Here is a 14,292-nt window from a genome sequence, read left to right on the forward strand (position 1 = left end):
CTCTTCTATACTATGAAACTTTATCTTGTGCAAACTCCTCTTCCAGTTGACGTCTATCTTTCCGGTAGGATTGCCATAAATTCTCTTCCTCGATTTCGATCTGTTTTAAGGCTACTTGTGCAGCTTCTCTAGCTTCGAGATCATACTCTTCGATACAGCGATGGAGGGACTCCCATCCACAACTGACATCAACTTCCTGCTCTTGTAAGAAGGAAGCTGCCATCGCAAACTCTTCTTCCAGCATCTGGGTGAAGAGCTGCTGTTTTCTTTCCACTAAGCAACGCTTTTCATCTAACTCCAAGCGCGCTTTTTGGAACTCTCTTTCCAAGTGATCTAGTTTCTTTTCCTTTTTTGAAAGAGTAGATGAAATTAATAAGCTAGTTGTTCCCACTGGTTCATTTCTCCTGCTATTTCTTGATCTTTTGTTTTTAAGAGTTCAATTCCTGCATTCACTTGCTCGTTTAAAGCATGGAATTCATTCGATAAGGACTGATATGCAGCCAAACGATTGTCAAACTTTTCTCTTACTTCAGTGACAATTGTTTGCTTTGTTGCACCAGCCTGTGCATAGGCCTCTTCTACTTCCGCAAGATTGAGAATGAAGCCTTTCGGAACGGTATGTAATACTTTCTCCAAAGCTTCTAAATCTGTATCCAGTTGTGCCTTAGATTTCTGAGCTTGCTCCAGCCCTTCATCCACTACTCGAATCAGCTCATCAGAAGCCAAGCGCGCCTGCAAAGCATCCAGATAGATCCGTTCACTTGAGCTCAGTCCACCACCTGTTTTTTGCAATTTATCCTTTAGGCGATAGTAAACCTTCATCCGCTCTTCAATGATTTCCTTGCGAGTGATGGCTTCCGTTCCCTTTTCAAGAACCAAATTCCCATCCTTATCATAGATATAACCATGCATCATGTGCTGCAGGCCAGTATTTTTCAAATTCTTAGTTTTGAGGTGCTTGACAATCCCACTGGATTCCTTGCTTCCAGAATCCTGATAGCCCAAGCTAACCAAATCTTTATGGTCAATGTGATTGTAGATTTTGTACTTCAGCGAATCTATACGCGCTTTTTGCTCGGGTGTTAAGATGGAATAGGCATTAGGACCATTGTATAGATGGACAGTCCCAATATGAGACGCTTCTTCTTCCGTCAAGCAGGCAAGCGCATACTGAATATTCATAGACCCCAGAGAGTGACCGTATAGATCGATCTTGGCATTAGGGTATTTTCGGATCACCTCTTTCAAATGAGCTGCAGCATCTTTAAATTGCGGAGGCGGGAAAGTACCTCTATCTTTGTTGTACTCTTTTAAAATGGTAGCCCCAATAAATACTGGAAACTTTGCTTGACTATCAATTAGAATATCCGTTCCCATACCATATAGATTTGCTTTCGCCTCACGATAAGCATTTGTTATTGGATTACTTCTAATACTCTTGACAAAGCTTTTTACATTATTTCCAACATTTTTATCGAGTAAACTAAACGGATAACTAATAAGCTCCGAAATATTATAATCGGCAGTTTCATCCCTTTTTTTCAAATTCTCCTTAATCTTATCTCTGGTGAATCTTTTCGCATAATCTGTCGCATAGTTCGCCGCTCCATTGGGACCAAGAATGTTAGAAGCAGCAGGCAAATCTGTCTTTACCCAATCCGTAAATGTATCATGGAGTAATTTTTGTGTACTTGTTTCAGTTTCAGATCCCTTCATCAAGACTGTCACGTCATGGATTTGGGCACGCGCTTCATCAGAAGCAGTATAGGGGACTGCATTTTGTTGCGCGCCTTGGCCATTATTAGTAAGAACGAAGACCTGCTCCTCATTGTCATTTACGTTATCATAAATATGGGCAACATTACCAATGTATTCGTCTTTCTTCGTCCCAATTTTAAACTTTCCATTTATTTTGACATCTTTTTCGTATTCAAGTAGAGCAGCTTTAACATTTTGTTGATCATTGAAATTTAAATTATTAGCCATTATCACTCCTTATCTAATAAATCACTTAACTCCTCTGTTTCCCCAAAATAGGTCTCTTCATATTTCCCTGTTGTAGCATCCTCTTGTATAGTTGTGCTTAAAACTAATTTTTCATCATTATTTATAACTATTTTTACTAATAGCCCTCCCATCGGATTATAATCTAAATCATCTTTAGAAATTTTATATGATTTTATTTTTCCTTCTGGAGTAAGAGCTTTAGGATCTAATTTTTTCAACATATTTTCAATCGCTACTTTCATCTTCTTACTCTCTGCAATTTGAATCATTTCTTGTTTCTTGGCAGATTGTCCATTAAAAAAGCTACATCCCCCTAAGCTCAGGCTAAATGCTACCATTATCAACACAATAAATTTACTTTTTTTCATCTTCTTCCCATTCTTTCTTCAGGTTTCTTAGAATTTATTATACAAAATTCCATCCATACCTGAAATGTTACTTTTGTTAAAAAACATTGCCAAAAGGTTACAAGCACTACATATTGATGTAACATACTTGGCCCAATCAATAAATTCTATAAAATAGATGAGGTTGCTATTGCTTGTCTCTTTCTATTAATTTCGTTAATTCTTTAGGCGTTCCTGATGTGGCAACAAGATATTCTCCTGAATCCTCTTCTATGACCGTCATATCAATCGTCAACCGATCATCCCTATTAATGACAATTTCGACAATAATTCCTTCCATTGGATTATATTTTAATTTATCTTTTAAAATTCTATAAGACTTTATTTTCCCATTTGGAGTTAATGCCTCTGGATCCAGATTTTTTAAATAGGTTTCAATTGCCACTTTCATCTTCTGACTCTCTGCAATCTGAATCATTTCCCTTCTCTCAGCAGCTTTATCTGTAAAAAGACTGCAGCCTCCTAGAAACAAAGTCAGTAAGAATAGTAGCATTAATCGTTGTTTTTTATCAGTCATATGTTCCCTCTCACTTATATTATTCGTAATGATTTTTAAAAAATGAGCCAATTTTTAAAAATTTTTTCCAGAATCCAAAAAACACACCCTTACTGGGTGTGTCTCCTGTTAAATCATATATTCGACGCTATAAGTGGCATCGGATAAAATCCGTGAAAGGAATTGTTTGGTTCGTTCTTCTTTTGGACTGTTGAAGAATTCATGGGGTTCGTTTTCTTCGATGATGAGTCCACCATCCATAAAGATAACGTGGTTGGCCACATCACGCGCAAAGCCCATCTCATGGGTTACGACAACCATGGTCACTCCTTCTTGGGCCAATTGCTTCATGACATCTAAGACGTCACCGACCAACTCTGGGTCTAGCGCTGAAGTCGGCTCGTCTAGCAAGATCACGTCTGGTTTCACTGCAATGGCACGCGCGATTCCGATCCGCTGCTGCTGGCCCCCTGACAATTGAGAAGGATAGTAATCCTTATAAGCGAGGAGACCAACTTTTTCAAGGGCTGATTCTGCCCGTTGGATGGCTTCTTCTTTTGGAATCTTACGGGCTACAACCAGGCCTTCTAAGATATTTTCAAGCGCTGTTTTGTTGGCAAAGAGATTGTAATGCTGGAAGACAAAGGCTGTCTTTTGGCGGATTTCTAGAATCTCTTTTTTGCTGAGTTTTGAGAGGTCATACTCTTTTCCACCTAGGGTGAGGTGCCCTGTATCTGCCTTTTCCAAGTGGTTAAGGCAACGAAGGAAGGTTGTTTTTCCTGATCCAGATGGCCCCAAAATAACGACCACATCCCCTTGGTTGACCTTGAGATTAACATCTACCAGGACCTGGTGGTCCTTAAATTTTTTCGATACGTGTTCTACTTCTAACATCTTCTTATTTCTCCTTCTTCTATGCGAGTGTCAGGCGTTTTTCTAAGTGATTGAATCCCCACTGAATCACCCCACAAATGACAATATAAAGAATAAAAATCACTAGATAGGATTCAAAATATTGATAGCCATAAGAGGCTTCGACCTTGGCAATGGCGGTGATATCCTTGATGGTCATGACAAAGACAAGGGAGGTTCCTTTGACCAAGTTGATAACCAAGTTACACAAATTGGGAAGGGCTGAACGCAAGGCTTGTGGAAAAACAATGCGGATATAGGCTTGGCGATTGGTCAAACCAATGGCTTGCGCTGCTTCTAGCTGGCCCTTATCCACCGTCAGAATGGCTGACCGGAGAATTTCAGCCAGACTCCCTGTTGTCATCAAGCTAAAGATGATAAAGGCATAGTAAATGGGATTGATCTCAAAGACATTAAAGTGACTGCCAATACTCTTAAAAAAGCTATTTAAGAGGCTGGGAAAGAGACTATAAAAGAAGAGAATCAAGAGAATCGGAGGCGTCGCGCGGATAAAGGCTAAGTAAATCACTGAGAAACTGCGAACACCTTTGACCTTATAAATCTGACCGAGTGCTAAAAAGAGGGCCGGAAAAAAACTCAAGAGAATCGATACGACCATGATCAGAAGGGTCACTGGAACACCACCCAAGGTGGCTAGAAATGCTTTACTAATAAAATTGAAATCCATAAGCTACCTTTCTGTTACACTGAGTCGTTTCTCAAGGAGTTGAGCGGAGAAGGAGATCACAAGGGCAATTCCCCAGTAGATCACTGCGACGGCTGTATACGTTTCGAGGGAATAATTCCCAAGATTGCGGCTGATCAAGTTGTTGCCTGCTCCCATGATATCGATAAAGCCAATGGTATAAGCCAAAGCGGCATCGCGCATGAGGTTCAAGATGGCAGTCGTCATATTGGGAAGAGCCACGCGAAAGGCTTGGGGAAGGACAATTCGCCAAATGGTTTGAGCTGGCGTCAAGCCGATACTCAAGCCCGCTTCCATCTGACCTTTTGGAATGGCCAAATAGGCTGCCTTGAAGACCTCAGAGATCATAGCGGCAAAGAGAAGAAACATGGCAACAAGGACAAAGACAAACTTGGACCAGTGGTCAATGTCAATGCCCAACCACCAGTTCAAAAATTGGGGAAGTCCATAAAAGACCAAAAAGAGCAAGACAATCGGAGGGGTACAACGCAAAGTAAAGACATAACCTTTTGCCAGACCTGCTCCTACCTTATCTTCTGATACTTGTGCCCAGGTCAAAACCAAGCCAAATGCAGAACCGAGAACCGTCGTTAACACCATCAAAGCTAGGGTCGCTGGTAGAGCTTGGACCAAGGTTGGAAGAAATGACCAGACCTTGGAAATGTCGTATGAGACCATGTTTCTTTTCCTTTCTGTATCCGTATAGAAATAAGGAAGCTGGGGCTATACGCACCCAGTTTCATCTTATTTCTCTTTATCTACATAACTGAAGACATCTTCACCGAAATATTTTTTCGACAATTTAGCAAGTGTGCCATCTTTTTCTAATTCTTTGATAGCCTTGCTGTATGCTTCCGCAAATTTTTCGTTTTTCTTATCCTTATGGATCAATGGGTAAGTTGGAATTCCTTTGTAGGCAAACCAGCTCAGTTTGTCCGCATATTGGTGGTAAGAACCATCTTTATCTGTGACAGCTTTTTCAAAGGAAAGTTTGATGTCAAAGAAGGCATCGTAACGTCCTTCAAGAACCCAAGCATAGGCATCTGCGACTTTGAAAGATTCCGCAGCTGTTAATTCGATTTGTTGGTCCTTATGCTTTTCATTGTATTCTTTAATAACATTCCACTGCGCATTTTGTGGTGAAATTGGAACCAATTTTCCTTTTTCTTTAGCGAAGTCATCGATGTTCTTGTATTTATTCGCATCTTCTTTCCGTACGGTAAATCCGATGATACTTGCTCCGATTGGTTCTTTTGGAATGATAAATTTCTTGGCACGTTCTTCGGTATACCAAGCTCCTTTGGTTCCGATATCGTATTTACCAGATTCTAGACCGATCAAGAGATCGTCATCACTTGTTCCAGTGTACTCAAACTTGTAGTCTGGTAGTTTTTCGTCAATGGCTTTGAGAACGGCTACTTCATAGCCATCTGATTCTCCTTTTTCATCAACGAAATCATACGGTACATAGTTTTGAGTGTGGGCTACTTTCAAGGTTGTCACCTTGTTCGATCCTGTTGAGCCCTTGCTGTCGTTTGCATGGTTCAAGCTCCGTCCAAGAATGGTTGCTCCTGCAATGGCAAGTACTGCCACCCCACCGATAATCCATGTTTTTTTACTCATACTCTGTTCTCCCTCTTTCTATTTTCCTTATTCTGCTGCAGCTTCACGAACCCATTCGATTCGTTCTTCATCAATGTCACTTGGAATGGTACAATCGGCACCGATGACCAAGCCTGTGGTTCCTGTTTCTTCGATGATGCGTTTGGTTTCTGTTTGGATCGCAGCCTTATCTCCTGTGTAGAGAAGACCATTTTTACCATTTTCAAAGCCACCAAGAACCGTGCGTCCACCGAAGATTTCGCGTCCTTCTGCTAGGCTGATTCCTTCTGGTCCGACTGCCCAGTTAATGACTTGGGCTGGGTAGTCTGTGAAGAGATGGATATCATTGCGAGCTCCTTCGTAGCCACAGATATGAAGAATATTTACGCCACCGGCTTCATTGGCCGCCTCTAAGACATGGAGTTCACTCGGTGCAATAATGTTTTTATAGACTTCTTGTGTAACCCGCGCATCTTGGATACTTTGAACACTGAGGTAGATCCCGTCTGCTCCTGCTTCTTTAATAATTCGTTGGCTCAAACTTGCAATATCTTGGCCAATTGTATCCAATACTTTTTTAAGAGTTGCTGCATCTTGATCGATAAAGTTGGCGATCAAGTCATCTCCTCCTGAAACTTCTCCGACCAACCATTTGAAGTAGGTCACTGGAGCAAAGATATTGTAGATAGCCACAATGTCTTCTTCAAAACCGGCACGGATTTTTTTAACGAGCTCTACTTGCTCTGTGATCCATGGATGATCTGCTCCGAGTGGTTCAATCCCTGCTAAGTCAGAGATATTTTCAAGGCCTTTGTGAATGGCTGGATTTGGATAAGCAAAGTAACCATCACTCATGAGTTTGACAAAGTCTGGTTTGACCTTGTGAAGGAAGTTTTTATGGCCATTGAGGTTTTTTTCAATAATTTCCGGATTTGAAAATCCTTTCAACCATTCTTCTTCTGTTGTAAAATGATGCCAAAATCCAACTGGCACACGGTCGACTGCTTCTCCTTTAAAAGCTTTTAAGACTAATTCTCTTTTTGATGACATGTTCTTACCTCGTTCTATCTTTTCTTGTTTGTTATCTTATCACTTCAATGATGCTTTGACTAATATATATTTTTTATCAAGCTCTTCATCTTTTTTTATCACTGATCTTCGAGAAGAAGAATTCCTGCTAGATCAGACGGGCGAAGGAGGGAGAGGCTATGAGCTGGAATCTTCTCCAGTCTTGCCATATCTGGATCTTTTTTTGCTTTCCCCTGACTACTTGCTAGAGCAGCTTTACTAAGCCCTAGAAGCAAAAACAAAACGGTTACCACGATACACCATACATTGATCTTTTTCATCTCCCTCTCCTTTCTTCTTACAACACAGCTGCTTGACGTACCCAATCTAAGCGTTCCAATTGGAAATCATCTGGCACAGTACAGTCTGCTCCAAGGATCAAACCGCGGCTTCCAGCTTCTGCCACCAAGCGACGCGTTTCTTGCTCAATAGCATCTCGTTCCCCTTGGTAGAGCAAGCCTTTCTTGCCATTGACAAAACCACCCAAAACGGCACGATCGCCGAAAAGTTTGCGACCTGCGGCTAGGCTAAGGCCTTCATGATGGGTCGCCCAGTTAATGACTTGAGCTGGATAATCCTTGAAGAGTTCCACTTCATTGCTGGCCCCTTCAAAACCACAGATATGAAGGATATTGATGCCTCCAGCTTCATTGGCTGCTTCTAGGACAGCGATGCTGCTAGGCTCAATGAACTTGCGGTATTCTTCATCAGTCACACGCTCATCTTGGACCTGCTGGGTTGAGAAGTAAATCCCTTCAACACCTGCTTCTTGGATCAAGCGGCGACTTAAACTAGCGATGTCTCCTGCAATCACGTCAAGGACATGAGCTAAAGTTTCTGGATCTTCCTTAATAAAGTCTGCAATCACTTGGTCTCCACGGGATTGATCCGTACGGAACCAGCGTTTCAAATAAGAAATGGGCGAGAAGATATTGTAGAAAGAAGCAATTTCTTCATGGAAATGGGAACGAATCTCCTTGACCACTTCAATTTGTTTTTCAATCCAAGGATGATGCTCTCCAATCGGTTGAATATCCTTCAATTCTTGGATTGATTGGATCTCTCTCGAATAAAGTGCACTCGGATAGCGGAAGAAGCCATCGCTCATGATCTTGACAAAATCAGGTGAAATTTCTTCAACATAGTGTTGGTGTCCTTTAATACTTTTTTCTACTACAGCCGGATTATCTAGCCCCAATTCTTTTTCTTCTTGGGTCACATAATGGAGCCAAAATCCTACAGGGATTCGCTCTACTGCTTCGCCTCGAATGGCACGAAGAACCAATTCTTTTTTACTCATACTGTACATCCTCCTCAATATTTCTCCAACAGAAAGATTGACTGCTTCCCTTCTGGAATTTGTAACCATGATATCACCTCGAAAAGTGGCTGACTAATATATTTTCCCTATCAAGGCCTTAAAATTTCTTTATTAAGAAAGGTATCAAAAAAACGCAAGTCCTTGAAAATAGGGACTTGCGGGTATCTTTCTTTATTCTTTCATTTTAGAAGAAAAGGACCGCTTTGATCTTTTCTTGATCCGGTTATAGCATAAAACTATACCCCTTCTTTTAAGCTGAAAAATGGCATCTATTGAGGTGAAAAAGCCCTTCATATCAACATTTCTTTCTTTCCTATTCATTTTACCATTCCCTGGATCCCCTTCTCCTCTTTCTTGTCAGGCAAGATTGAAAGGAGTATAATTTTTGTAGAATAATTTTAAGGAGTGTACGGTTTATGAAAACAACAAAAACCACCTTTACCATCGTTTCTGCTCTTGCTTCTGTCATTTTACTGACGAGTTGTGGAAGCAACACCACTAAAACGCAAGAGACAAAAGCAAGCAGCACTAAAAATCAGGTGACGATGACCTATGATCAACAGCGCTCACAAGAAAATACCATGTCTGTTCTCTGGTACCAAAAGGCAGCAGAAACCAAGGCTTTGTATTTACAAGGCTACAATGTCGCTACTGACCGTTTGAAAGAGATCCTCCAAACTCCTTCTGATAAGCCTTATTCCATCGTCTTGGATTTGGACGAAACTGTTTTAGACAACAGCCCTTACCAAGTTCAAAACGTCAAAGATGGTATGGCCTTCAATCCTAAAGACTGGGATGTTTGGGTGAAAAAAGCAGCCGCAAAAGCGGTGCCAGGTGCCAAAGATTTTCTTCAATATGCGGATCAAAACGGGGTTCAAATCTACTACATTTCTGACCGTACAACCTCTCAAGTAGATGATACCATCAAGAACCTTGAAAAAGAAGGCATTCCTGTTCAAGGACGTGACCACCTCATGTTCTTAGAAGATGGCGTCAAATCAAAAGAAGGCCGTCGCCAAGCTGTACAAGAAAAGACCAATCTTGTCTTGCTCTTTGGGGACAACCTGGTCGACTTTGCAGACTTCTCTAAGACCTCTGAAGCTGATCGCGACAAGAAATTGGACGAATTGCAAAAAGAATTTGGTGAAAAATTCATCATCTTCCCAAATCCAATGTATGGATCATGGGAATCTGCTGTTTACCAAGGTAAAAAACTAGATGCCAAGGAACAAACAGAAGAACGCCTCAAAGCCTTGCAAGGTTTTGATAAATAAAGCAAACATCCTCGCTAGGAAAAACCTAACGAGGATGTTTTTTTCTATATAAACAAATTTATTCAACGGTTACAGACTTAGCAAGGTTCCGTGGTTTATCAACATCGAGCCCACGATGAAGGGTTGCAAAGTAGGCAATCAATTGGGTTGGCACCACCATTGAGATTGGAGAGAGGTAAGGGTGAACCGCTGTCAAGACCAAATCATCTGTCTCTTTAGCGACATTTTCCTCTGCAATGGTTAAAACATGAGCCCCACGTGCTGCCACTTCTTGGATGTTTCCACGTGTGTGGCTGGCTAGGACTGGATCAGACAAGAGGGCGATAACCGGTGTACCCTCTTCGATCAGAGCGATAGTACCGTGTTTCAACTCACCCGCAGCGAAGCCTTCACATTGGATGTAAGAAATTTCTTTTAATTTCAGACTGGCTTCCATGGCAACATAGTAATCTTGACCACGTCCGATATAGAAAGCATTGCGGGTTGTTTCCAACAAGCCACGAACTTTTTCATCGATCACTTCTTTTTCTGAAAGGGTTGATTCGATCGATTGGGCAACGATAGACAATTCGTGCACCAAATCAAAGGCTTTGGCCTTCTCATTGCCATTGGCTTCCCCAACAGCTTTAGCCAGAAAGGCAAGGGCTGCGATTTGAGCCGTATAAGCCTTAGTAGAAGCTACCGCAATTTCAGGACCAGCATGGAGCAACATGGTCATGTCTGCTTCACGTGAAAGAGTTGAACCTGGAACATTGGTCACTGTCAAGCTTGGAATGCCCATTTCATTGGCTTTAACCAATACTTGGCGGCTATCAGCTGTTTCACCAGATTGGCTGATAAAGATGAAGAGTGGTTTCTTGCTGAGAAGTGGCATACCATACCCCCACTCAGATGAAATACCGAGTTCTACTGGGGTATCCGTCAACTCTTCCAACATTTTTTTAGACGCAAATCCAGCATGGTAAGAGGTACCAGCCGCAAGGATATAGATGCGGTCTGCTTCTTGAACAGCCTTGATAATAGCTGGGTCTACTACTACTTGACCAGATTCATATGTATAGGCTTGGATCAACTTACGCATGACAGTTGGTTGCTCATCGATTTCCTTGAGCATGTAGTATGGGTAAGTCCCTTTTCCAATATCAGAAAGGTCGAGTTCAGCTGTATAGCTAGCCCGTTCTTTGACGTTGCCATCATAGTCTTGCACTTCAACGCTATCAGCCTTGACAATGACCAACTCTTGGTCATGGATTTCCATGTATTGGTTGGTTTCACGAATCATAGCCATGGCATCTGAGCAGACCATATTGTAGCCATCTCCAAGACCGATCAAGAGTGGTGATTTATTTTTTGCCACATAGATGGTGCTTGGATCTTCCGCATCCATCAAAGCAAAAGCATAGGCCCCACGGATGATGTGGAGGGCTTTTTTGAAAGCTTCAAGCGTAGACAAGCCATCTTCTTCAGCAAATTTTCCGATCAAGTGGGCGGCGATTTCTGTATCTGTTTGCCCCTTGAAATGGTGACCTGCTAGGTATTCTTCCTTGATTTCAAGGTAGTTTTCAATCACCCCATTGTGGACCAAAACAAAGCGACCTGTTTCAGAGCAGTGTGGGTGAGCATTGTCCTCAGTTGGTTTTCCATGAGTGGCCCAACGGGTATGTCCAATCCCAGCTGTCCCTTCGACACCTTCTGCCTTAGATGACAATTCTGCAATACGGCCAACTGCCTTTACCAATTGGCTCTTGCCTTCACTAGCCAGAAAAACACCCGCAGAGTCATAGCCTCGGTATTCGAGTTTTTCAAGTCCTTGAATCAAAATATCAGTAGCATTTGTATTTCCTACAACACCAACGATTCCGCACATAGTTTTTACGATATAGCCTTGCTATACTTTCCCCTTTACTTAGTCAAACGACCCATGGTCGATTTCTCAGTTACTTTAAAATTGGTCTAGTCTAATTTGACCAAAAAGCAACCAGCGGAGTCAGTATACAATGCTTCTTCTAGTTTGTCAACTAGGAAATTCAAGAAAATTGGTCTAGTTAAGTTAGCGTTAAGATTGAAGGCAAAGTCATTTGAGAAAATTTCTACTGCAAGAAAAATGCCTGAAACAGAATGGTTTCAGACATTCGGAATGATTGAGAGTCAAACCGTTTGGGAAACTGTTTGACTCCAATCTTTAAAACGACAATGTGAGGAGGCTCAAATTGAACAGAACACAGGCTGCGGATTTTGATTTAGTCTTCAAATCCATTGGCTTGGCTTAGTTCTTTAAACCAATGGCCGGATTTTTTGAGGGTTCGTTTTTGACTTTCGAGGTCCAACTCAACCAAGCCATAGCGGTTCTTGTAGCCATTGAGCCATGACCAGCAGTCAATAAAGGTCCAGATCAAATAGCCTTTACAGTTGGCACCATCTTGAATAGCCCGGTGGAGCTCACGAAGATGGTCTTTGACAAAGTCAATCCGGTAGTCGTCTTGGATCACGCCATCCTTGCGGAATTTTTCCTCTCCTTCAACTCCCATTCCATTTTCTGTCAGGATCCACTCGATATTGCCATAGTTTTCCTTGATATTTTGGGCAATGTCATACAAACCTTGCTCATAGATTTCCCAACCACGGTGGGGATTGATCTTGCGCCCTGGCATAACGTAAGGTTCATAAAATTGCTCAAAGAGTAGGGGAGATGCTGGATTTGGAGCATAACGAGGAGCTGCTACACGGAGTGGTTGGTAATAGTTAACCCCTAGGTAATCCACCGTATTTTCCTCGATCAAGCGCAATTCAAAGGGATCATAATCCGGCAAGAGATCACGCTCCCGTAGGATCTCCACTAATTCTTCAGGATAATAACCAAGAACAGATGGATCTAAGAAAGATTTGGCTTGAAAGAGCTCGGCAATACGCGCAGCTTTCACATCTTCTGGATGCTGGCTCCGAGGATAGGCTGGTGTCAAATTGAGTACAATCCCGATACGGTAATTAGGATCCACCTCGTGACAGGCCTTGACTGCTAGAGAGCTTGCTAACTGGGTGTGGTAGGCTACTTTTACAGCTGCTACTGCGTCTACCTTATGAGGAAAATGGGCATCATAAAAATAACCAAACTCCACAGGGACAATGGGTTCATTAAAGGTGATCCACTGATCAACCAGATCCCCATAGGTCTTGAAACAAAAACGCGCATATTCCTGGTAAGCATAGGCGGTTTCTTTATTTTCCCAACCATCCCCTTGCTCTTGAAGAGCCATCGGTAAATCAAAATGATAGAGGTTGACCAAAAGGTGAATCCCTTTTTCTTTAATCTTTTCAAAGACACGGCGGTAGAAATCAACACCTGCTTGATTGATTTCCCCTCGTCCTTCTGGGAAAATACGTGACCACTGGATAGAGGTTCGAAAGGCCGTGTGGCCGGTTTCTAACAAGAGGTCCAGATCTTCTTCCCAGTGTTCATAAAAAGTCGATGTTTTCTCTGGTCCTTGCCCTTGATAAAAGCGGTTGGGCTCGATCCTATACCAGTAATCCCAGAGATTGTCTCCCTTTCCATCCTGGGCTAGACGCCCTTCTGTTTGAGGGCCCGAGGTCGAACTCCCCCATAAAAAATCCTTTGGAAATTGATACATGTCCTAATCCTCCTCATTCTACTAGCTCTATTGTAGCGCATCCTCCCCCAAAACCTAGGCACAATTTACAGTCTTTCTTACGCAGATTAAAGAAAAAGCCCCTTAGGAAAAATTCCTAAGGAAGCTGGTCCTCTTTACAATTGAGTCACGACATATTCAAAGAGCTTGCGATCTGCTGGACTCTTGTCAAAACGCAGTTCCGGATGCCACTGAACGCCGAGGAAACGACTCTCATCTGTGGATTGAACGGCTTCTATGACGTCATCTTTAGGATCCCGCGCGATCACTTCTAAACCATCTGCCAAGTCTTTAATACTTTGATGATGAAAAGAATTGATGCGACTGGTCTTACCATAGATCTCTTGCAGGATCGTCTGATCCTTGGTCACCAACTCTTGGCTGGTGTACTGACCTGGATTGTCCTGCCAGTGGTGTTCAATGTCTTGATACAGAGTTCCCCCTAGAGCGACATTATAGAGCTGGGTCCCACGGCAGACGGTAAAGATCGCTTTTTTAGCCGCACGCGCTTCTTCAATCAAGGCCAACTCAAAGAGATCGCGTTTCAAGAGATAGTCCTCACTGTCGATGGTGATTTCTTCTCCATAAAACTTGGGCAAGACATTTTGCCCACCGGTAATGATGAGCTTATCAATCATCGATATGTAGTCTTTGGCCAAGGCTGCATCTCCAATTGGCAAGATCAAGGGAATCCCTCCTGCCTCTTTGACCGCTTCGACAAAACCAGTCGCCGCATAACTCATATTCGCGTCTGGATCATCCGGGAAGGGTCTTTCATTTCCTGTAATTCCAATTACTGGTCGTTTTTTCATACTTTTTCCATATACTTTCATTCATTTTCAAGGCTTATTGTAA

Annotated in this window: 15 protein-coding genes; 1 reads left to right on the plus strand and 14 read right to left on the minus strand. The window is 42.3% G+C overall.

What is annotated here, in order from left to right:
* Positions 1–10: 10 nt before the first annotated feature.
* The 11 genes from SM123_RS09520 to SM123_RS09570 form a co-directional block, all read right to left on the minus strand.
* Positions 11–391: a type III secretion protein gene (locus tag SM123_RS09520; protein WP_118397299.1), complete on the minus strand. Its 381-nt coding sequence runs from the start codon at positions 389–391 to the stop codon at positions 11–13.
* Complete coding sequence (locus SM123_RS09525) at positions 370–1,986, minus strand: lipase family protein (protein ID WP_320909498.1); 1,617 nt, start codon at positions 1,984–1,986, stop codon at positions 370–372. Before SM123_RS09525 ends, SM123_RS09520 begins: the two co-directional genes overlap by 22 nt.
* Positions 1,987–1,988: 2 nt before the next feature.
* Positions 1,989–2,375, minus strand: a complete 387-nt coding sequence (locus SM123_RS09530) for a DUF1310 family protein (protein WP_118228553.1) — start codon at positions 2,373–2,375, stop codon at positions 1,989–1,991.
* Positions 2,376–2,541: 166 nt separating this feature from the next.
* On the minus strand, positions 2,542–2,931 hold the full coding sequence (locus SM123_RS09535; protein ID WP_070660953.1) for a DUF1310 family protein: 390 nt from the start codon (positions 2,929–2,931) through the stop codon (positions 2,542–2,544).
* 108 nt (positions 2,932–3,039) lie between these two features.
* Entirely contained in the window at positions 3,040–3,804 is a 765-nt protein-coding gene (locus SM123_RS09540; protein WP_320909499.1) for an amino acid ABC transporter ATP-binding protein, read from the minus strand.
* Between the two features lie 19 nt (positions 3,805–3,823).
* Positions 3,824–4,510: an amino acid ABC transporter permease gene (locus SM123_RS09545; protein WP_049489359.1), complete on the minus strand. Its 687-nt coding sequence runs from the start codon at positions 4,508–4,510 to the stop codon at positions 3,824–3,826.
* A gap of 3 nt (positions 4,511–4,513) precedes the next feature.
* Positions 4,514–5,206 (minus strand): amino acid ABC transporter permease, encoded by a 693-nt coding sequence (locus SM123_RS09550; RefSeq protein WP_003004525.1) that lies wholly within the window; start codon positions 5,204–5,206, stop codon positions 4,514–4,516.
* A 66-nt stretch (positions 5,207–5,272) separates the two neighbouring features.
* Positions 5,273–6,151: a transporter substrate-binding domain-containing protein gene (locus SM123_RS09555; RefSeq protein ID WP_003004175.1), complete on the minus strand. Its 879-nt coding sequence runs from the start codon at positions 6,149–6,151 to the stop codon at positions 5,273–5,275.
* Between the two features lie 27 nt (positions 6,152–6,178).
* Complete coding sequence (locus SM123_RS09560; protein WP_070590395.1) at positions 6,179–7,180, minus strand: uroporphyrinogen decarboxylase family protein; 1,002 nt, start codon at positions 7,178–7,180, stop codon at positions 6,179–6,181.
* A gap of 98 nt (positions 7,181–7,278) precedes the next feature.
* Positions 7,279–7,479 carry a hypothetical protein gene (locus tag SM123_RS09565; protein ID WP_070590392.1) on the minus strand — a complete coding sequence of 67 codons (201 nt, stop codon included), beginning with the start codon at positions 7,477–7,479 and terminating at the stop codon, positions 7,279–7,281.
* Between the two features lie 17 nt (positions 7,480–7,496).
* Positions 7,497–8,507 carry a uroporphyrinogen decarboxylase family protein gene (locus SM123_RS09570; protein ID WP_407073123.1) on the minus strand — a complete coding sequence of 337 codons (1,011 nt, stop codon included), beginning with the start codon at positions 8,505–8,507 and terminating at the stop codon, positions 7,497–7,499.
* Between the two features lie 428 nt (positions 8,508–8,935).
* Between SM123_RS09570 and SM123_RS09575 the strand changes: the two genes are divergently transcribed.
* Positions 8,936–9,793, plus strand: coding sequence for a 5'-nucleotidase, lipoprotein e(P4) family (locus tag SM123_RS09575; protein WP_320909501.1), 858 nt, complete (start codon positions 8,936–8,938; stop codon positions 9,791–9,793).
* A 58-nt stretch (positions 9,794–9,851) separates the two neighbouring features.
* On the opposite strand, the gene glmS is transcribed toward SM123_RS09575, so the two are convergent.
* The 3 genes from glmS to SM123_RS09590 all read right to left on the minus strand — a co-directional run bounded on the left by glmS (position 9,852) and on the right by SM123_RS09590 (position 14,249).
* Positions 9,852–11,660 carry a glutamine--fructose-6-phosphate transaminase (isomerizing) gene (gene glmS, locus SM123_RS09580; RefSeq protein ID WP_320909502.1) on the minus strand — a complete coding sequence of 603 codons (1,809 nt, stop codon included), beginning with the start codon at positions 11,658–11,660 and terminating at the stop codon, positions 9,852–9,854.
* 373 nt (positions 11,661–12,033) lie between these two features.
* Entirely contained in the window at positions 12,034–13,419 is a 1,386-nt protein-coding gene (locus tag SM123_RS09585) for a glycoside hydrolase family 1 protein (RefSeq protein WP_320909503.1), read from the minus strand.
* Between the two features lie 134 nt (positions 13,420–13,553).
* On the minus strand, positions 13,554–14,249 hold the full coding sequence (locus tag SM123_RS09590) for a gamma-glutamyl-gamma-aminobutyrate hydrolase family protein (protein ID WP_320909504.1): 696 nt from the start codon (positions 14,247–14,249) through the stop codon (positions 13,554–13,556).
* Between the last annotated feature and the right edge of the window lie 43 nt (positions 14,250–14,292).

Origin of the sequence: Streptococcus sp. S5, assembly GCF_034134805.1 — a bacterium.
Lineage (GTDB): Bacteria > Bacillota > Bacilli > Lactobacillales > Streptococcaceae > Streptococcus > Streptococcus lingualis.